The sequence below is a fragment of the Curtobacterium caseinilyticum genome (genome assembly GCF_030363035.1).
GTDB lineage: Bacteria > Actinomycetota > Actinomycetes > Actinomycetales > Microbacteriaceae > Curtobacterium > Curtobacterium caseinilyticum.
Genome location: NZ_JAUCMN010000007.1, coordinates 199,487 through 217,110 on the forward strand (window position 1 = coordinate 199,487; position 17,624 = coordinate 217,110).

At 72.6% G+C, this 17,624-nt stretch carries 21 protein-coding genes; 13 read left to right on the forward strand and 8 right to left on the reverse strand.

Going from position 1 to position 17,624, the window contains the following annotated elements; all coding sequences use genetic code 11:
- Window positions 1-90 precede the first annotated feature (90 nt).
- From QUG93_RS11705 to QUG93_RS11755, 11 genes are all read left to right on the forward strand, one after another.
- The gene (locus QUG93_RS11705) at window positions 91-345 is read left to right on the forward strand and encodes a hypothetical protein (protein WP_066651317.1); all 255 of its coding nucleotides are present in this window, start codon (window positions 91-93) and stop codon (window positions 343-345) included.
- Window positions 342-776, forward strand: a complete 435-nt coding sequence (locus tag QUG93_RS11710; RefSeq protein WP_289474049.1) for a phage holin family protein — start codon at window positions 342-344, stop codon at window positions 774-776. Before QUG93_RS11705 ends, QUG93_RS11710 begins: the two co-directional genes overlap by 4 nt.
- A 34-nt stretch (window positions 777-810) precedes the next feature.
- Window positions 811-1,041 (forward strand): hypothetical protein, encoded by a 231-nt coding sequence (locus QUG93_RS11715; protein ID WP_289474051.1) that lies wholly within the window; start codon window positions 811-813, stop codon window positions 1,039-1,041.
- Between the two features lie 70 nt (window positions 1,042-1,111).
- Window positions 1,112-1,885, forward strand: coding sequence for a hydrogen peroxide-dependent heme synthase (gene hemQ / locus QUG93_RS11720; RefSeq protein ID WP_289474053.1), 774 nt, complete (start codon window positions 1,112-1,114; stop codon window positions 1,883-1,885).
- Window positions 1,882-3,114 carry a ferrochelatase gene (locus QUG93_RS11725; RefSeq protein WP_289474055.1) on the forward strand — a complete coding sequence of 411 codons (1,233 nt, stop codon included), beginning with the start codon at window positions 1,882-1,884 and terminating at the stop codon, window positions 3,112-3,114. Before hemQ ends, QUG93_RS11725 begins: the two co-directional genes overlap by 4 nt.
- Window positions 3,115-3,149: 35 nt before the next feature.
- Window positions 3,150-4,238 carry a hydroxymethylbilane synthase gene (gene hemC / locus QUG93_RS11730; protein WP_289474096.1) on the forward strand — a complete coding sequence of 363 codons (1,089 nt, stop codon included), beginning with the start codon at window positions 3,150-3,152 and terminating at the stop codon, window positions 4,236-4,238.
- Window positions 4,239-4,268: 30 nt separating this feature from the next.
- Window positions 4,269-5,117 carry a uroporphyrinogen-III synthase gene (locus QUG93_RS11735; protein WP_289474057.1) on the forward strand — a complete coding sequence of 283 codons (849 nt, stop codon included), beginning with the start codon at window positions 4,269-4,271 and terminating at the stop codon, window positions 5,115-5,117.
- The gene (gene hemB / locus QUG93_RS11740; protein WP_289474059.1) at window positions 5,114-6,169 is read left to right on the forward strand and encodes a porphobilinogen synthase; all 1,056 of its coding nucleotides are present in this window, start codon (window positions 5,114-5,116) and stop codon (window positions 6,167-6,169) included. The genes QUG93_RS11735 and hemB overlap by 4 nt, the downstream gene beginning before the upstream one ends.
- Window positions 6,166-7,524 carry a glutamate-1-semialdehyde 2,1-aminomutase gene (hemL, locus tag QUG93_RS11745; protein ID WP_289474062.1) on the forward strand — a complete coding sequence of 453 codons (1,359 nt, stop codon included), beginning with the start codon at window positions 6,166-6,168 and terminating at the stop codon, window positions 7,522-7,524. The genes hemB and hemL overlap by 4 nt, the downstream gene beginning before the upstream one ends.
- Window positions 7,525-7,665: 141 nt before the next feature.
- Complete coding sequence (locus tag QUG93_RS11750) at window positions 7,666-8,841, forward strand: sensor histidine kinase (protein WP_289474064.1); 1,176 nt, start codon at window positions 7,666-7,668, stop codon at window positions 8,839-8,841.
- Complete coding sequence (locus QUG93_RS11755) at window positions 8,838-9,497, forward strand: response regulator transcription factor (protein WP_289474066.1); 660 nt, start codon at window positions 8,838-8,840, stop codon at window positions 9,495-9,497. Before QUG93_RS11750 ends, QUG93_RS11755 begins: the two co-directional genes overlap by 4 nt.
- 3 nt (window positions 9,498-9,500) lie before the next feature.
- Here the strand turns inward: QUG93_RS11755 and QUG93_RS11760 are convergent, their stop codons facing one another.
- The 6 genes from QUG93_RS11760 to QUG93_RS11785 all read right to left on the reverse strand — a co-directional run bounded on the left by QUG93_RS11760 (window position 9,501) and on the right by QUG93_RS11785 (window position 14,895).
- Window positions 9,501-10,391 (reverse strand): L,D-transpeptidase, encoded by an 891-nt coding sequence (locus QUG93_RS11760; RefSeq protein WP_289474068.1) that lies wholly within the window; start codon window positions 10,389-10,391, stop codon window positions 9,501-9,503.
- An 84-nt stretch (window positions 10,392-10,475) separates the two neighbouring features.
- Complete coding sequence (locus tag QUG93_RS11765) at window positions 10,476-11,054, reverse strand: hypothetical protein (protein WP_289474070.1); 579 nt, start codon at window positions 11,052-11,054, stop codon at window positions 10,476-10,478.
- Between the two features lie 170 nt (window positions 11,055-11,224).
- Window positions 11,225-12,010, reverse strand: a complete 786-nt coding sequence (locus QUG93_RS11770) for an ABC transporter ATP-binding protein (protein WP_289474072.1) — start codon at window positions 12,008-12,010, stop codon at window positions 11,225-11,227.
- Window positions 12,011-12,050: 40 nt separating this feature from the next.
- Window positions 12,051-12,749: a GntR family transcriptional regulator gene (locus tag QUG93_RS11775; RefSeq protein WP_289474074.1), complete on the reverse strand. Its 699-nt coding sequence runs from the start codon at window positions 12,747-12,749 to the stop codon at window positions 12,051-12,053.
- Between the two features lie 95 nt (window positions 12,750-12,844).
- Complete coding sequence (locus QUG93_RS11780; protein WP_289474075.1) at window positions 12,845-13,822, reverse strand: MDR family oxidoreductase; 978 nt, start codon at window positions 13,820-13,822, stop codon at window positions 12,845-12,847.
- Window positions 13,823-13,866: 44 nt separating this feature from the next.
- Window positions 13,867-14,895: a 6-phosphofructokinase gene (locus QUG93_RS11785; protein WP_289474077.1), complete on the reverse strand. Its 1,029-nt coding sequence runs from the start codon at window positions 14,893-14,895 to the stop codon at window positions 13,867-13,869.
- Between the two features lie 74 nt (window positions 14,896-14,969).
- Here QUG93_RS11785 and QUG93_RS11790 point away from each other — a divergent pair, with 74 nt between their 5' ends.
- On the forward strand, window positions 14,970-15,956 hold the full coding sequence (locus QUG93_RS11790) for a DNA-3-methyladenine glycosylase family protein (protein ID WP_434533108.1): 987 nt from the start codon (window positions 14,970-14,972) through the stop codon (window positions 15,954-15,956).
- Window positions 15,957-16,021: 65 nt separating this feature from the next.
- The gene (locus QUG93_RS11795; protein ID WP_058729355.1) at window positions 16,022-16,210 is read left to right on the forward strand and encodes a hypothetical protein; all 189 of its coding nucleotides are present in this window, start codon (window positions 16,022-16,024) and stop codon (window positions 16,208-16,210) included.
- An 82-nt stretch (window positions 16,211-16,292) separates the two neighbouring features.
- Here the strand turns inward: QUG93_RS11795 and QUG93_RS11800 are convergent, their stop codons facing one another.
- Window positions 16,293-17,150, reverse strand: a complete 858-nt coding sequence (locus QUG93_RS11800) for an NAD-dependent epimerase/dehydratase family protein (protein ID WP_289474080.1) — start codon at window positions 17,148-17,150, stop codon at window positions 16,293-16,295.
- 41 nt (window positions 17,151-17,191) lie between these two features.
- Complete coding sequence (locus QUG93_RS11805; RefSeq protein ID WP_289474082.1) at window positions 17,192-17,377, reverse strand: hypothetical protein; 186 nt, start codon at window positions 17,375-17,377, stop codon at window positions 17,192-17,194.
- Window positions 17,378-17,624 lie beyond the last annotated feature (247 nt).

A 17,624-nucleotide genomic window follows, 5' to 3' on the forward strand; every position in this document is an offset into this window, starting at 1 on the left:
GAGAGGGCCCGAGGGCTACTGTGGACGAACGCCGGACGTATTCCGTTCGGCGCATGACCACCGCACACCCTCAACAACGGAGGATCGCACATGCGAGGCAAGCTCCTGTTCGTCGCCGGCGCCGCACTCGGGTACGTCCTGGGATCGCGAGCCGGACGGGCGCGGTACGAGCAGATCAAGACCGTCAGCGGCAAGATCTGGAACAACGGCAACGTCCAGAAGGGCGTGCACCAGGCCGAGGAGTTCATCCAGGACAAGGGCCCGGACGTGGCCGAGTTCGTCGGTGAGCAGACCAAGAAGGTCGTCCGCAAGGTCAGCCAGAAGAAGGACTCGACCACCTCATGACCGACACCCGCGACCGCAAGTCGCGATCGCTGTTCGGTCTGGTCGGGGACATCCCGAAGCTGGTCAAGAGCCTCGTCAAGGGCGAGATCGACCTGCTGAAGGCCGAGATGATCGCCAAGGCGAAGGTCTTCGGACTCGCCGCCGGGCTCCTCGTCGGCGCGCTCGTGATCGTGCTCTACGCGATCGGCGTGCTGCTGACCGCGGCCGTCATGGGCCTGGCGACGGTGATGCCGGCGTGGCTCGCCGCGCTCCTGCTCGCCGTCGTCATGCTCATCGTGGCCGGCATCCTCGGGTTCGTCGGCTGGAAGCGCTTCAAGAAGGGCCTGCCCCTCACGCCGAAGCGCACGATCGACAGCGTCAAGGACGACATCAACGCCGTGAAGGGCCTGGGCAACAAGCCCGGCCAGCACGACCGGATCCCCCGCTCCTGAGCGGGGCGACCGACACCCCCACCGGAGGACCCCTGTGACCGACCAGCACGACGACCTGGCGAAGCGCGTCGCGGCGACCCGCACGCAGCTGTTCGAGACCCTCGACGCCATCGAGGACAAGCTCAACCTGCCGAAGCAGCTCGGCATCGCGGCGTCGAAGGTCAAGCAGGGGATCGACGAGAAGCCGGTGCCGTACCTGGCCGGGCTCGCAGCCGGTGTGGCGGTGGTCGGGAGTATCGTCGTGGTGGTGCTCCGACGGCGGTAGACCGCCTGCTCGGTGGTCCTCCGGACGCGGCGCGCAGCCACGACCCAGGCAACCGACAAGACGAGGAACCATGAGCTCCGACGTGCATGCAGCCACGCACGAGAACGTGTCCGACCGCACCCCCGCAGACCACGGCAGTCCGGCACACGAGACCGACCCGTCGAGCGGGATCGACCCGAACCTCCTCACCGCGTACGCGCTCTGGGCCGTGTTCCGTCGGCCGCTCGGACCGATCCACCGCGTCGGCGACGACGCCGTCGCCGAGCTCGACGGTGCCGTCGCCCGCGCGGCCGACGCCGGCGTCACGATCCGCGGCTTCTACGACGTCTCCGGCTTCCGCGCCGACGCCGACGTCATGATCTGGCTGCACGGCGACGACGCGCAGGCGATCCAGGCCGCACTCCGCGACCTCCGCCGCACGGCGCTCTTCCAGGACGCCGAGCCGGTGTGGCACGCGATGGCGATGCACCGCGAGGCCGAGTTCAACAAGCGGCACACGCCGGCGTTCCTGCGCGGCAAGGACCCCGAGGCCTGGATCACGGTGTACCCGTTCGTCCGGTCCTTCGAGTGGTACCTCCTGCCGGAAGAGGAGCGCTCGAAGATGCTCCGTGACCACGGCATCGCCGGCGCGAAGTACCGCCGCGTGCTGACGAACACGATCGCGACCTTCGCCCTCAGTGACTACGAGTGGATCCTGCCGCTCGAGAGCCCCGAGCTCGTCGACCTCGTCGACCTCATGCGCGACCTGCGCTACACCGAGGCGCGCCTGCACGTGCGCGAGGAGGTCCCCTTCTTCACCGGTCGTCGGGTGACGACCGCCGAACTGCCGGAGGTGCTGTCGTGACCGACACCAGCCAGATCACGAACGGGAAGGTCCTCGCCGCGACACCCGCCGCGGCCGACGGACCCGAGCACGTCGAGGTCCCGACCGCGTACGACGCGATCCTGCTCGCCGGCTTCGGCGGCCCCGAGGGCCAGGACGACGTCATCCCCTTCCTCCGCAACGTCACCCGCGGCCGCGGGATCCCGGACGAGCGCCTCGAGGAGGTCGCGCACCACTACCGCCACTTCGGCGGCGTGAGCCCGATCAACGCGCAGAACCGCGCGCTCAAGGCGGCGCTCGAGGGCGAGCTCGCGAAGCGCGGCATCGACATGCCCGTGCTCTGGGGGAACCGCAACTGGGAGCCCTACCTCGAGGAGGCCTTCACCGAGGCCGCCGACAAGGGCTACACGAAGCTCATCGCGATCGCCACGAGCGCCTACTCGTCGTTCTCGAGCTGCCGCCAGTACCGCGAGGACTACGCCCGCGTGCTCACCGAGACCGGCCTGATCGACACGATCCAGGTCGACAAGGTCCGGCAGTTCTTCGACCACCCGGGCTTCGTGCGCCCGTTCGTCGACGGCGTGCGCGACGGCATGGCCCGTGCGATCCGCGAGAACGAGGGCCTCGACGTGGCGACCGAGCTGCGCATCCTCTTCTCGACGCACTCGATCCCGTCGACCGACGCGGCGAAGTCGGGCCCGGACTACCGGGGCTTCGACGAGCACGGTGCGTACGAGGCCCAGCACCTCGCCGTCGGCGAGGTCGTCCTCGAGCAGGCCTGGAACGAGCTGCTCGAGCAGCCGGAGTTCGCGCACCTGCAGGGGACGTCGAAGCCGGCGTGGAAGCTCGTCTACCAGTCGCGGTCGGGCCCCCCGACGCAGCCCTGGCTCGAGCCCGACATCAACGACTACATGAACGAGGAGCTCAAGGGCGGCCCCACGCGCGCCGTGCTCATCGTCCCGCTCGGCTTCGTGAGCGACCACATGGAGGTCATGTGGGACCTCGACGAAGAGGCCACCGAGACCGCCGGTGAGCTCGGCTTCTGGTCGCTCCGGACGCAGACCCCCGGTGTCGACCCGGCCTACGTGTCCGGCCTCGTGGACCTGGTGCTCGAGCGCGTCAACGGCACGCCGAAGGCCGAGCGTCCGCACCTGACCGACATCGGCCCCTGGTACGACGTGTGCCGCCCGGGCTGCTGCGAGAACGTGCGCGCCGGGTTCAAGCCCGCCGCTGCCGGCGTCGCCCCGTGACCGACGCCGACAGCGCGCCGACGCCCGCCGCGGGCCTGCGCACCGACGGTGCCGCGACCGACGGTCCCGCCCCGATCCGGCTCGGCACGCGTGCCAGCCGGCTCGCGGTCGCGCAGTCGCAGGACGTGGCCGACCGCCTGGCGAAGGCTGCCGGTCGTCCGGTCGAGCTCGTCACGGTGACGAGCGAGGGCGACACGAACCGTGCCTCGCTCGCGAGCCTCGGCGGTACCGGTGTCTTCGCCAGTGCCCTGCGCGAGGCCCTGGTCGCCGGCGAGGTCGACGTGCTCGTGCACTCGCTCAAGGACCTTCCCACCGCGCCGTACGACGGGCTCACGATCGCGTCGGTGCCGAAGCGCGCCGACGCCCGTGACGTCCTGGTCGCCCGGAACGGCGCGACGGTCGACACCCTGCCCGAGGGCGCGAAGGTCGGCACCGGGTCGCCCCGCCGCGTCGCGCAGCTCAAGGCGAAGCGTCCCGACCTCGACGTCGTGGACATCCGTGGCAACATCGACACGCGACTCGGCCGCGTCGACGACGACCTCGACGCGGTGGTGCTCGCCGCCGCCGGGCTCGGGCGGATCGACCGCCTGGACGCCGCGACGGAGCTCCTCGACCTCGGCTTCTGGCCGAGCGCCCCCGGCCAGGGAGCGCTCGCGGTCGAGATCCGTGCGGACGAGACGGACAAGAGCCTGCTCGCGGCGCTCCGGAAGCTCGACCACGCACCGACGCGGCTCACCGTGACGGCCGAGCGCGAGGTCCTCGCAAAGCTCGAGGCCGGCTGCTCCGCACCGATCGGTGCCACGGCCGTGGTCGACGCGGAGCTGCTGCTCGTCTCCGCGACGGTCTACCGCCCCGACGGTTCGGAGTACCGGACCGCCTCCCACGCGGCGCACCTCGACGGTTCCGCACAGGAGCGTCTCGACGAGGCACTCGAGGTCGCCGGGCGCGTGGCCGCCGAGCTGCTCGAGAACGGTGCCGCGGAGCTCGCCGACCTGGCGTCCTCGGTCTCCGCCACCCCTGCCGAGGGCGACCACTCCGCCGGCCCCGGTCTGGCGACCCCCGCAGCCGAGCAGCCCGCGGACGACGCCTCGACGAACACCGCGTCCACGCCGACCGCGCAGTAGGCGGTCACCACGGACGACACCACCCCCGTCGTGGACGAGGAACGGCCCCCGGTCGTCCTCGTCCCGCGGGGCGGTGCGTGGGGCGAGGCCGTCGCCGCCGCGGCACGGCAGCGCGGGCTCGACCCCGTCGTCGTGCCGCTCATCGCGGACGCGCCGCCCGAGGACCCGGCGGCGCTCGACGCCGCGCTGGCGCGGCTCGCCGCCGGACACGAGGACAGCGCCGAGGACGCGGACGAGGACGGAGTTCCGGACGGGAGGCACGGCGCACCACCCACGGGACGCACCCGACCCGACGCGGCCGGCCCCGGAGCCCCCTGGCTCGTGGTGACCAGTGCGACGGCCGTGCGGGTGGTCGCCGGACGCGTGCCGCGCCTCCCGGCCGGTGTGCGCGTGGCGTGCGTCGGCGCGGCGACCGCGCGTGCCGCCCGCCAGGCGGGCTGGCCCGTCGACCTCGTGCCCGATGACGAGTCCGCCGCCGGAGTCGCCGCCGCCCTCCCGTCGGACGCTGGACCCGTCCTCTTCCCACGCTCCGAGATCGCCGCGACCACACTCGTCGACGGGCTGCGTGCCCGCGGCATCGCCGTGTCGGAGGTGGTGGCGTACCGTACCGTGGGGACGGGCGACGAGCCGGTCGTCCTCGCCCCACCACCGGACGCCGTGCTCGTGACGAGCGGGAGCGTCGCCCAGCAGGTCGTCCGTCGGATGACCCCCCTCGATCCCCGCACGCACGTCGCGTGCATCGGACCGTCCACCGCCGACGCGGCCCGTGCAGCAGGCCTCCCCGTGCACGTCGTCGCCCGGAGCCGGTCCGCAGAAGCCCTCCTCGACGCCGTCGTCGAGACCCTCCACCCGAACCCCAGAACAGGAAGGTCATCGTGACCGGACGCTTCCCCCAGGTCCGCCCCCGTCGGCTGCGCGCCACCCCCGCCATGCGGCGGCTGGTCGCGGAGACGCGGCTGCACCCAGCCGAGCTCGTGCTGCCGATGTTCATCCGCGAGGGCGCCACCGACGCCGTCGACATCTCGAGCATGCCGGGCGTGCAGCAGCACTCGCTCGACTCGTTCCGCCGCGCGCTGAACGAGGCCGCGGAGCAGGGCGTCGGCGGCGTGAACCTGTTCGGCGTGCCGACGTCGAAGGACCCCGAGGGCTCCGGTGCGACCGACCCGGACGGCATCCTGAACGTCGCGATCCGCATCGCGAGGGAAGAGGTCGGTGACGCGCTCGTCGTGCAGTCCGACCTGTGCCTCGACGAGTTCACCGACCACGGCCACTGCGGCGTGCTCACGGCCGACGGCTCCGTCGACAACGACGCCACGCTCCTGCGCTACCGCGACATGGCGGTGGCCCAGGCCGAGGCCGGCGCGGAGCTCGTCTGCATGAGCGGCATGATGGACGGCCAGATCGCGGCCGCCCGCGACGCCCTCGACGGCGCCGGGCACTCGGGTACCGCACTGCTCGCCTACTCCGCGAAGTACGCGTCGGCCTTCTACGGCCCGTTCCGCGAGGCCGTCGCGTCGACCCTCGTCGGGGACCGCCGCACGTACCAGATCGACGCCGCCGACGGTCGGCAGGGGCTGCGTGAGGTCCTGCTCGACATCGAGGAGGGCGCCGACATCGTGATGGTGAAGCCCGCGATGAGCTACCTCGACGTGCTCGCCCGTACCGCGGACGTGTCTGAGGTGCCGGTCTGGGCGTACCAGATCTCCGGCGAGTACGCGATGATCACGGCAGCGGCGCAGAACGGGTGGATCGACCGGGACGCCGCTGCGATGGAGGCCCTCGTCGGCATCAAGCGTGCCGGTGCGGACGCGATCCTGACGTACTTCGCGGTCGACATCGCGCGGAAGCTCAACCAGGAGGCCGGCCTGCGCACGTCCGGCAGCACCGCGGCGGTGTCCGGCGTCGCATCGACCGGGAAGGCCCCCGAATGACCACCTCTGCTCCGATGACCGGTCCGACGACGAACGACGCGCTGTTCGGCCGCGCGAAGGACAGCATCCCCGGCGGCGTGAACTCGCCCGTCCGGGCCTACGGGTCCGTCGGCGGCACCCCGCGCTTCCTGACGTCGGCGAACGGCGCGTACGTCACGGACGCTGAGGGGCGCGAGTACGTCGACCTCGTCGCGTCCTGGGGTCCCGCGATCCTCGGGCACGCGCACCCGGGCACCGTCGAGGCCGTGCAGCAGGCGGCCGCACGGGGTCTGTCGTTCGGGGCGTCGACCCCGGGGGAGACCGAGCTCGCCGAGCTCGTGAAGCAGCGCGTGCAGGTCGACGGTGACGGGCCGATCGAGAAGCTCCGTATGGTGTCCACCGGCACCGAGGCGACGATGACCGCGATCCGCCTCGCCCGTGGCTACACCGGCCGTGACCTGCTCGTGAAGTTCGCCGGGCACTACCACGGCCACTCCGACTCGCTGCTGGCCGAGGCCGGTTCGGGCGTCGCCACGCTCGCGCTCCCCGGCAGCGCGGGCATCACCGCGGAGACCGCCGCGCAGACCCTGGTGCTGCCGTACAACGACCTCGACGCCGTCCGGGCCGCGTTCGACGAGCACTCCGAGCGCATCGCGGCGGTGATCGTCGAGTCCGCCGCCGCCAACATGGGCGTGCTCGCGCCGGAGCCCGGCTTCAACCGGGCGCTCGCGGAGATCACGCACGCACAGGGCGCGCTGCTCATCGTCGACGAGGTCCTGACCGGCTTCCGCGTGGGCGCCGCCGGCTGGTGGGGCCTCGAGGCGTCCGGTGCCGTGCCCGAGGGCACCGGGTGGAAGCCCGACATCGTCACGTTCGGCAAGGTGATCGGTGGCGGCATGCCCCTCGCCGCACTCGGTGGCCGCCGCGAGGTCATGGACTTCCTCGCGCCGCTCGGCCCCGTCTACCAGGCGGGCACCCTGTCCGGGAACCCGCTCGCCGTCGCCGCCGGTACCGCCACGCTCCGTGCCGCGACGCCCGAGGTGTACGCGCACCTGGACCGGACGGCGGCGACGATCGCCGACGCCACGAGTGCCGCGCTGTCGGCCGAGGGCGTGGCGCACACCGTGCAGCACGCCGGCAACCTGTTCTCGTTCGCCTTCACCGAGACGGCGCCGCGGAACTACGACGACGTCCGGGCGCAGGACGCGTTCCGGTACGCACCGTTCTTCCACAGCATGCTCGACCAGGGCGTGACCCTGCCGCCGAGCGTGTTCGAGGCGTGGTTCGTCACGGCGGCCCACGACGACGAGGCCGTCGGTCGCGTGCTCGACGCGCTCCCCGCGGCCGCTCGCGCGGCCGCTGCCGCGACCGCGTAGAAGTCCCCTCGCAAGACGCCACGTCGGCGACTCCGCGCAGCGACATCTCGCTGCGCGGAGTCGCCGACGTTGCGTTTCGCGGTAGGGGTGCGCTCGAGCCGCACGCTGGTGTGGAAACCGAGTGACATGTAGTGTTTCAGTGTGCAGAACACGACGCTGTCTTCGTACTTCCGCTCCGCGCGCGGCTGCCGCCTGCTCGTCGACCTGACCGTCGGCGTGGCCTTCGCGTGCGTCATCTGGACGTACTCGCTCTCGTACGACGGGTCTGTCGACAACGGGGACCGGGCCGTCCGGGCATGGACCGGCTGGCACCTCTTCATCCCCGCCGTCACCGTGGCGCTGGTCGGCGTCCGGCGGCTCGTGCCGTGGCCGGTGCTCGCAGCCCTGCTCGCCGTGGACTGGTACGACCGCTGGCGGTCCATCGGCAGTGAACCCTTCGGTGTCGCGATGGGACTCTTCACCATCGCCAGCGAGCGTCCGTGGCGCCAGACCCTCGTCGCGGGCGGTGTGGCGCTCTCCGTGCTCGTGGCTTCGACACAGCTCATCGGCCGGACGACACGAGGGTTCTGGACGTGCCTGATCGTCTACACGTTCGGCATCGTCGCGGGGCTGGCGGTGCGGCGCGTGCAGGCGTACCGCTGGCGAGTGCTCCGGCTCCTCGCACAGTCGCGCATCGAGCGCAGGACGACCCAGCGCGCCGAGGAGCGAGCGGCGCTGGCCCTCGAGGTCCACGACGTCTGCTCCAACTCCCTCGCCGTCGTCAGTCGACTCAGCGAGGTCGCGCGCAGCCGTGTCGCGGCCGAACCGGACACGGCGATGCGTCTCCTGGACGACGTCGCGCGCGTTGCGCGGGACGGCATGGCCGAGGTCCGACGGTTCGTGCGACTCGCCGAGAGCGACCCGGTCGACGGCGATGTCCACGCCATGATCGCGCGCGTCCGGGCGGTCGGCGTCCCGTTGACGGCGACGATCTCGGGGGAGCCGCGGGACCAGCGGGTCGCGGCGACGGTGTACCGGGTGGTGCAGGAGGCCCTGACGAACGTGCTGCGCCATGCAGGTCCCGATCGGGTCGAACTCGAGGTCCGCCACGACCAGGAGGGCGGGGTCTCCCTGCGGGTCCTGAACGACGGTGTGGTCGCCACCACGCGCGGGTCCGGCCGTGGGACGCGCGGTATGGCCGAGCGCGTGGCGACGCTCGGGGGGAGCCTCCGAGTCGGGCCCGGGCATGAGGACGGCACCTGGTGCGTGGAGGCGGTCGTCCCTCCGCCCGGCGGCCTCGCGACCGCCCAGCGTCGTTCGACGGTGGTGGCACGGTGATCCGCGTCCTCGTCGTCGACGACCAGCACCTGCTCCGCACCGGGACCGCGATGGTGATCGGGACGGCGGACGACCTCGTCGTCGTGGGGGAGGCGCAGGACGGTCTCCAGGCCCTGGAACGGGTCGGTGTCCTCCGACCGGACGTCGTCGTGATGGACGTCCGGATGCCGGGGATCGACGGCATCGAGACCACCAGGCGGATCACGGAGCGCTTCCCGGCCGTCAAGGTCCTCGTGCTCACGCAGTTCGACCTCGACGAGCACGTGTTCGGCGCCCTCGCCGCCGGCGCGAGCGGCTACCTGCTCAAGGAGAGTTCCGCCGCGGAGCTCTGCACTGCGGTCCGGACGGTGGCCGCGGGTGATGCGATCGTGGCGCCTCGAGCGTGCCGACGCCTGGTCGAGACGGTGAAGCCGGCGTTGCTCACGGCCCGCTCGCAGCAGGCTCAGGCCTCGCCCTTCGGCGCCCTCAGCGCTCGGGAGCTCGACGTCGTCCGGGCCCTGGCGGACGGGTCGTCGAACGCCGAGGTGGCCCGGTCCCTCTTCATCTCCGAGGCGACCGTGAAGAGCCACGTCGCGAGCATCCTGCGGAAGCTCGGGGTCCGTGACCGCGTGCACATCGTCATCGAGGCGTTCCGCTGCGGGGTGGTCCGGGACTGATCGTCAGGGCAGGACGACGATCGGCGTCCCCAGCGGCAGTGCGTCGAGCTGCGCGATGGCACCCGGTCGGACGCGGATGCACCCGTGCGACACGCGGCCGCGTGGGTCCGGGTTGGCGTGGATCGCGATGAGCCCGCCGTCGGTGCCGGTGTACGGCTCGTCGGCTGCGGTCGCGTGCAGCGAGGTGAGCTGGATCGCCCCGGGCGCCAGCGCCTGCGCGGGGTCCACGTAGCGGGCCTGGAGGTAGCCGCTCACACCTGTCGGCGTCGGGGTGGAGTCCTGTCCGACTCCGACCTCGTGCCGGTGCGATCCCTGCGCTGTCGTGATCGTCATCGACTGCTCCGCCACACGGACCGTGACCGAGGCGGTGGCTGGCTGCATCGTGGGCAGCTCGTCGGTCCGCGCCCACGCCGCCGTCTGTGCGGGTGCCCCCGACGCACCCGCTGCCGAGGGCAGCGTCTGCCGGGCGGGCGTCAGGACGAGCGTCCAGTCGCCGGTCGTGGTCACCGCGGCGACGACGGTCGGTCCCCGCAGGAAGTTGCGCCCGGGGAGCACGGCGACCGGTTCTCCGTCGCGGGCCGCGTACAGCACCAGGTCGTGTTCGAGGAGGCCGGCGTGTGACGCCACAGCGTCGGGCCCGGGCAGGAGTGCGCCGATGACGGCGTCGTGCACGGCGACCGGCAGGTCCTCGGTGGGCGGACCGGCCGGTGCGGTGCTCGCCTCCGGGGAAGGGCTCGGTGTGGGGCTCGGCGGGGACTGGCCCTGCGCGGGTGACGTCGGGTGTGACGGACGCGGGTCCGTGGAGGTGGTGCTGCACGCCGACGCACCTGCCACGAGGGCAGCACCCACCGTGAGTCCGAGGCAACGGAGCGCCGCACGGCGGTCGAGGGTCATGGATCGGTCCTTTCGACGGTCCGGGGATCAGCGGTGGGGGGACGGCGGGGCCGCGGCGACGTGGCGCCGCGGCCCCGAGCCGGATCACCCCGCGACGCGCGGGAGCTTGGTCGGGGGCTGGGTGACGCCCTGCTTCCCGACCGGGGCCTTCGGCTTGGAGCTGCCAGATCCGGGGGTGCTCTTCCCCGAGTGACGGTCAGGATTCGCCGCCTCCTCCAGCTCCGATCCGTCGTTCGCGCTGCACCCGGCCGCGAGGAGCTGCCGAGCGCTCTCCGGCGTGATGTGTCCGTCCTTGCCGTACACCGGTGTCGGCTTCGTGCCCTTCGTGCAGGTGAAGCGGTCACCCGCCGGCTGCTGCTGGCGCTGCTGCTCGGACTGCAGCTGCTTCTCCTGGTCCGCGGGCGTGGTCGACCCGTCGTTCCCGCCCGACCCCCGCGCGTCGGACCCGGTCGACCCCGACTTCCCGCCGGACCCCTTCGTGTCCGTCGTCCGAGGGTCCTTCCGGTCCTGCCCCTGGTTGCCGGTCTGCTGCTGCGAGGTGGTCGGTCGACCGGTTCCCGACCGGTCCGGTTCGCCGTGCGCCGTGAGCGGCGCGAGGACGACCCCACCCACGAGGGCGAGCCCGGCCGACGTGGCGAGGATGGTCTTCTTGATGGTGTTCACGATGTGCTCCGTTCGGTCGTGTCGGCGGTCTCTCCGTCGACATGAACAGTGAAGCGCTGGAACACCACATGTCACACCGTCCGGACGGACGGTTGCGCACCCCGCCGTCCGGACGACGCGGCGCACGGTTCCCCGACCAGAGGTGGTTCCGGACGGGAGGCGCGGTGCGGCTACTCCGCGCGGCGCGCGTGCCAGCGGCCAGCGGTCCGCTCGATGGCCAGCGGGAAGGCGAAGGCGTGCGACACCGCCTCGGACGTGACGACCTCGTCGGCCGGGCCCTGGGCCACCACGGCGCCGTCGCGCAGCAGCATCGCGTGCGAGGTCGACGCGGGCAGGTCCTCGAGGTGGTGGGTCACCATCACGCTGCCGAGGTCCGGCTGGCGCTGGCGCAGGGCGTCGATCGTCTCGAGCAGGTGCTCGCGCGCGGCGACGTCGAGTCCGGTGGCCGGCTCGTCGAGCAGCAGCAGGCGCGGTTCGCTCATCAACGCCCGGGCGATGAGGGTCCGACCGCGTTCGCCCTGCGACAGCACCGGCCACCGGGCGTCGGCCCGTGCCGCGAGGCCGACGTCCGCGACGTGCCGTCGGGCGGTCTCGAGCTGGTCCGGCGTCGGCTCCCACCGCATCATGAGGTCCGTCGTGCCGGTCAGCCCGGTCAGGACGGTCTCGGTGACCGTCAGCGGCGACAGCATGCGGTGCCGCGGGTCGACGTGCCCGATGTGCTCGCGGAGCTCCCGCACGTCGACGCGGCCGAGCCGACGCCCGAGCAGTTCGACGGTGCCCGCGGTCGGGTGCCCGTTCGCACCGAGGACCGCGAGCAGGGTCGACTTGCCCGCGCCGTTCGGACCCAGCAGCGCCCAGTGCTCACGGCTGCGGACGGTCAGCGCCACGTCGTGCAGCAGGTCCCGCCCGGAGCGGGTGACACGGAGGGCTGCAGTTCTGAGCAGGACGTCGGTCACCCGGCCAGTCTGCCCGGTCGGGTAGCCCGCACCGCCCGTCTCAAGCGGTCGCGTCGGCGTCGGCGTCGGCGTTCGCGTTCGCGGCGCGCATCTCCGTCAGGTGCTCCGCCATCGCGCGGGACATCGACCGGATGACGGCCCCGGCGGCCTCGCCGTCGCGACCCTTCGCCGCGGCGTGGAAGGAGTCGAGCCCGTGCTTGACGTCCCAGAACACGAACTCCGGCTGCCCGATCCGCACGAACTTCGCGCGGTTGACGATGCCCTCGGAGGTCTTCACCAGCAGCTCGTTGCCGGAGTGGGCGACGAGGAAGGCGATGAGCGCGTCGATGTCGTCGTTGAGCGCGCGGTCCTCGGCGTCGGCGTGCTTCCGGGCCTGGTCGAGGAGCTTGCCGAGCTGCTTGACCGCGGCGTCGTCGAGCTTCGGCACGGCCCAGCGCGCCGCGAGCTCGGCGAAGCCGAACAGGAGCTGGAACGCGTCGTCGTACTGCTCACGGGTCGGGGAGGCGACGCGCGTGTAGCGGTTCGCCTCCATCTCGACCAGGCCGAAGTCGACGAGCTTCGCGATCGCTTCGCGGATCGGCGTGCGACTCACCCCGAGCCAGGCGACGAGCTCGTCGTCGTTCAGGCGCTCGCCGGCCTGCAGTGTGCCGTCCTGGATCGCCGCGAGCATCTTCTCGAGGACGACGTCGCGCAGGAGCTTCCGCGGCGACGACTCGACCGACGACTTGGGTACCGGCATGGCTGCTCCTCACAGGTTCGGGTGTTCCGTGTGCCAAACCTAGCGTGTCAGTTAGCAAGCGTTTGGGAAAACACCCGGCATGTGCTGCCCGACCCTCACCGCCGCACGTCGACCACCGTCCGTCCGTGGACCTTCCCGGCGACGACGTCTGCGCCGATCGCGATGGCGTGCTCGAGGTCGACCGTGCGGGTGACGTCGGCGAGCAGGGCGCGGTCGAGGTCGGTCGCGAGCCGGTCCCACGCCTGCTGGCGCAGCGGCAGCGGTGCCTCGACGGAGTTGATGCCGAGCAGCGAGACCGCGCGCAGGATGAACGGCATCACGGTCGTCGGCAGCGCCGAGTCCTGCGCGAGGCCGCAGGCGGTCACGGCGCCGCCCCACTTCGTCGACGCGAGGACGTTCGCGAGGGTTGCGCCCCCGACGCTGTCGACCGCACCCGCCCAGGTCGCGCGCTGCATCGGTCGGCCGAGCTCGGCGAGGGTCGCTCGGTCGACGACCTCGGTCGCTCCGAGCGTCCGGAGCGACGCCGCGTTCGACGTCCGTCCGGTGGAGGCCGTCACCCGGTACCCGCGGGCGGCCAGCAGGGCGATCGCGACCGTCCCGACCCCGCCGGACGCGCCGGTCACGAGCACGGGACCGTCGTCGGGGGCGACCGTGCGCTCGAGCGCCAGGACGGACAGCATCGCGGTGAAGCCGGCGGTGCCGATCGCGGCCGCGAACGAGTCCTCGACGGCGCCGGGCAGCACCACGAGCGACCCGCTCGGCACGATCGCGTGCTCGGCCCAGCCACCGTGCCGGGTCTCGCCGAGTCCGGCGCCGTTGCAGACCACGCGGTCACCGATGGCGACGTCGTGGACGCCCGGACCGAGCGCCGAGACGGTGCCGACGACGTCGATGCCGGGGACGAGGGGGTCGATCCGGGCGACGCCCGGGTTGCCCGCCAGGGCGAGGCCGTCCTTGTAGTTCACGCTGGAGCACGTGACGTCGACGAGGGCCTCGCCCTCGTCCGGGTCGGGCACGTCGATCTGCGTGATCGTGGGCGGGGCGGAACGGGAGACGAGGACTGCGCGCGTCATGCGTCGGACGCTACCCCGTGCCTCCCGGCCGGACGCCGCGCCGCTCAGCCGAACATGATGGCGGCCTCGTCGTACCGTGCCTGCGGCACCGTCTTGAGCTCGCCGAGCGCGTCCGCGAAGGACACGTGCTCGATCTCGGTCCCGCGCAGCGCGACCATCCGACCCCAGCGTTCCTCGACGACGGAGTCGATCGCCGCGAGGCCGAGCCGCGTCGACAGCACCCGGTCGTACGCCGTCGGGGTGCCACCGCGCTGGATGTGCCCGAGTGTGGTGGCGCGGGTCTCGATGCCGGTCATCTCCTCGATGAGCGGGGCGAGGCGCTCGCCGATCCCGCCGAGCCGCGGTCGCCCGAACGCGTCGAGCCCCCGCTCGGTGTGCGCGGTGTCCTCGTGGTCGGGCACGAAGCCCTCGGCCACGACGACGAGCGGTGCGCGTCCGCGGTCGTAGGCGGCCTGCACCCACGCCGCGATCTGCTCCATGCTCGTCTTCTGCTCCGGGATGAGGATCGCGTGCGCGCCCGCGGCCATGCCGGAGTGCAGCGCGATCCAGCCGACGTGGCGACCCATGACCTCGGCGACCATGCAGCGCGAGTGGGACTCGCCCGTGGTGCGGAGGCGGTCCATGGCCTCGGTCGCGATGGCGACGGCCGTGTCGAAGCCGAACGTGTAGTCGGTGGCGCCGAGGTCGTTGTCGACCGTCTTCGGGACGCCGACGATCTTCAGGCCGGCGTCCGTCAGGCGCTTCGCGGCGGCCAGCGTGCCCTCGCCGCCGATCGCGACGATGGCGTCGATGCCGTGCCGCTCGAGGGTCTTCGTGATGTTCTCGACGCCGCCGTTCGGGCCCTCGAAGGGGTTCGTCCGGCTCGTGCCGAGGATCGTGCCGCCCTGCTTGGCGATGCCCTGGATGTCCTTGCGTCCGAGGGGCACGATGTCCCCGTCGACGACGCCGCGCCAGCCGTCACGGAACCCGACGAAGTCGTGGCCGTAGATCGCGATGCCCTTGAGCACGATGCCGCGGATGACCGCGTTGAGGCCGGGGCAGTCGCCTCCGGAGGTGAGGATGCCGATGCGCACGGAGACTCCAACGTCGTCGGGTTGCGGGGACCTCCCCATCATGTCTGACGGTGGTGTGGCATTACCATCCCCGTGTGTCCCTCCCAGCTGTCGTCGCCCCGGGTGCCTCCGGTGCCGCTGGTGCGTCCGGCGGGTCGGCTGCGGCCGGGCGGGTGGACACCGTGTACCGGCCTGGAGGCGCGGTGGACGTCCGCGCGACCCTCCGGCCCCTGCAGCGCGGCTCCGGCGACCCCGCCTTCCAGGTGGTCGGGTCCGACACGTGGCTCGCGCTGCGGACGCCGGCCGGGGCTGCCTCGGTGCTCGTGCGCCGTGCGGGCAGCGACGCGATCGCGGTCTCCGCGTGGGGCTCCGGCGCCGCCTGGGCGGTGACCCACGCCCCCGACCTGCTCGGGCGCGGTGACGACTGGTCCGAGCTCGACGTCACCGCACACGCCTTCCTGGCCGAGGCCCGAGACCGGCAGCCGGGGTTACGGCTGCTCCGGACGAACACGGTCGTCGCGATGCTCGTGCCCGCGATCATGGAGCAGAAGGTGACGTCGCGGCAGGCCTGGCGCGCCTGGCGGTACCTGCTCCGGCGCTTCGGCGAACCCGCGCCCGGTCCGGTGCCGGTGGAGATGTTCGTCCCGCCGGCCCCCGAGCAGTGGGCGCGGATCCCGAGCTGGGAGTGGCACCGGGCCGGCATCGAGCCCGGCCGCTCGGCGACGGTGATGCGGGCGGTGAAGGTCGCGCCGGCACTCGAGCGGACGCTTGCGCTCGGCCGGGGCGGCGCGGTCGTGTCGCAGCGACTGCAGTCGATCCCGGGCATCGGGCAGTGGACCGCGGCCGAGACGGCGCAGCGGGCGCACGGCGACCCGGACTCGCCGAGCGTCGGGGACTACCACGTGCCGGCCCTCGTCGGGTGGGCGCTGACGGGCGGCCCCGTCGACGACGACGGGATGCTCGAGCTCCTCGAGCCCTGGCGCGGGCACCGCGAGCGCGTCGTGCGACTGATCGGGGGCTCGGGCTTCCGGAAGCCGGCGTTCGGCCCGCGCATGACGATCCAGGACCACCGCTGGCACTGAGCCGGACAGGACGAGGGTCGCCGACGTAGGCTCCAGGTGAGAACCGATCTCACGAAGGAGGAACCATGTCGGACCCGAACACCACCCCCGCCGCCGAGGCCGAGGGGCACCGCGTCGCCGAGCACGACGTCGCCGACCACGACCACGAGCAGGACGGCGGCGAGCACGAGACCGTCGAGCACGGCGACCACGTCGACTTCGTGCACGACGGCCACCGGCACGCCCGTCACGAGGACCACTACGACGAGCACTGAGCGTCGCTGAGGCGGCCACCTGACGGACGGGAGGCACGTGGCGGAGCCGCCACGAGCCTCCGGTCCGTCGTCGGTGCGGCGTCTACGGGTGCCGGGTGCCCTCGCCGGCCAGCACGGCGCGGTACCCCTCGCGGAACGTCGGGTAGCGCGGCTCCCAGCCGGTCGAGCGGAGCAGGGCGTTCGAGAGCCGCTTGTCCCCGCCGGCCTGCCGGCCGTCGGGTTCCGCGCTCGGCGGCTGCTCGACGCCGAGTTCGTCCGCCAGGAACGTCAGGACGTCGTCGAGCCGGACCGGTTCGTCGTCGGTCCCGAGGTAGGTGTGCGCAGGGTCGTCCACACCCGCCAGGTGGACGAGCGCGGCGGCGGCGTCGTCCCGGTGGATGCGGTTCGTGTGCGGGGAGGTACCGGACGACAGCCTGGCCCGGCCGGACCGGACCTGGTCGATCAGCCGCTCGCGCCCCGGCCCGTAGATCCCGGACAGCCGGACGAGCACGGCCTCGGGTGCCCGCTCCCGCAGCAGTGCCTCGGCCTCGATGAGGACGCCGGCCGTGGGGGTCGCGGCGCTGGTCGGGGTGTCCTCGGTGACCTCGCTGCCGTCGTCCACGTCGTGGACGGCCGTGGACGACACGACGACGATGCGGGGCGATGCGCCGGATGCCTCGATGCCGTCCAGCACGTTCCGCAGCCCGTCGACGTAGGTCGCGCGGTACTCGTCGACGTCACGGGACCCGGCTGCGAAGGCGACGACGACGACCCCGGTGTCGGGGTCGATCGACGGTGCCTCGCGGCGCAGGTCGACGCTCCGGCCGGTGATCGGTTCCGGGACGAGCTCGGCGCGGCGGCGGAACCCGGTCACCGGGTGGCCGAGCGCTGCGAAGCGCAGGGCGGCCTCGGTGCCCAGGTCACCGCAGCCGGCGATGACGACGGGGGAGTCGTGGTGCATGACCCGAGCTTGTCAGGCGAGCGTCGGAGCCCGCCGACAGCTCAGAGCTGGTCGTTCTCCGGAGAGGCGGGCTCGCCACCCGAGTCGACGTCGCTGTCCTGCTGGGGGTCCTCGGTGGCGTTGCCGGTGGACGAGCCGTCGGGCAGGTCCTCGGTGCGCTGGAACTCGCTCTCCGGAGCGTCGGTCGAGCCGTCGGTCGGGCTGGTGTCACTGTGCTGGTCGTTCATGCCGGGGACGCTACGCGCAGGCGGCTCCACCGCCGTCCGGGAGCGGGCGTCCCCCGGGTGCGGGGGCCGTGCCGCGTCCCGGCGCGACCTGCTCGGTGAGCTGAGTCGTCCTCGTCCCCCGACTTTGTAACAGAACGATAACGTCAGCAAACTCGTCCAAACCCTTCTCCCGAGGGTGTCGAATCCCTTGCATCAACCGGGAAACACCCGGAGCGCTCACCAGCCGCAGGTAGCTGGTTCTCCACCC

Bases quoted from the DNA above. Each gene is read 5' to 3' on its own strand.
- QUG93_RS11775 (WP_289474074.1), bottom strand. From the start codon at position 12,749: ATGCCGGTACCCAAGTCGTCGGTCGAGTCGTCGCCGCGGAAGCTCCTG.
- QUG93_RS11805 (WP_289474082.1), bottom strand. From the start codon at position 17,377: ATGAACGACCAGCACAGTGACACCAGCCCGACCGACGGCTCGACCGAC.
- hemQ (WP_289474053.1), top strand. From the start codon at position 1,112: ATGAGCTCCGACGTGCATGCAGCCACGCACGAGAACGTGTCCGACCGC.
- hemL (WP_289474062.1), top strand. From the start codon at position 6,166: ATGACCACCTCTGCTCCGATGACCGGTCCGACGACGAACGACGCGCTG.
- QUG93_RS11795 (WP_058729355.1), top strand. From the start codon at position 16,022: ATGTCGGACCCGAACACCACCCCCGCCGCCGAGGCCGAGGGGCACCGC.
- QUG93_RS11705 (WP_066651317.1), top strand. From the start codon at position 91: ATGCGAGGCAAGCTCCTGTTCGTCGCCGGCGCCGCACTCGGGTACGTC.
- QUG93_RS11780 (WP_289474075.1), bottom strand. From the start codon at position 13,822: ATGACGCGCGCAGTCCTCGTCTCCCGTTCCGCCCCGCCCACGATCACG.
- QUG93_RS11760 (WP_289474068.1), bottom strand. From the start codon at position 10,391: ATGACCCTCGACCGCCGTGCGGCGCTCCGTTGCCTCGGACTCACGGTG.
- QUG93_RS11710 (WP_289474049.1), top strand. From the start codon at position 342: ATGACCGACACCCGCGACCGCAAGTCGCGATCGCTGTTCGGTCTGGTC.
- QUG93_RS11800 (WP_289474080.1), bottom strand. From the start codon at position 17,150: ATGCACCACGACTCCCCCGTCGTCATCGCCGGCTGCGGTGACCTGGGC.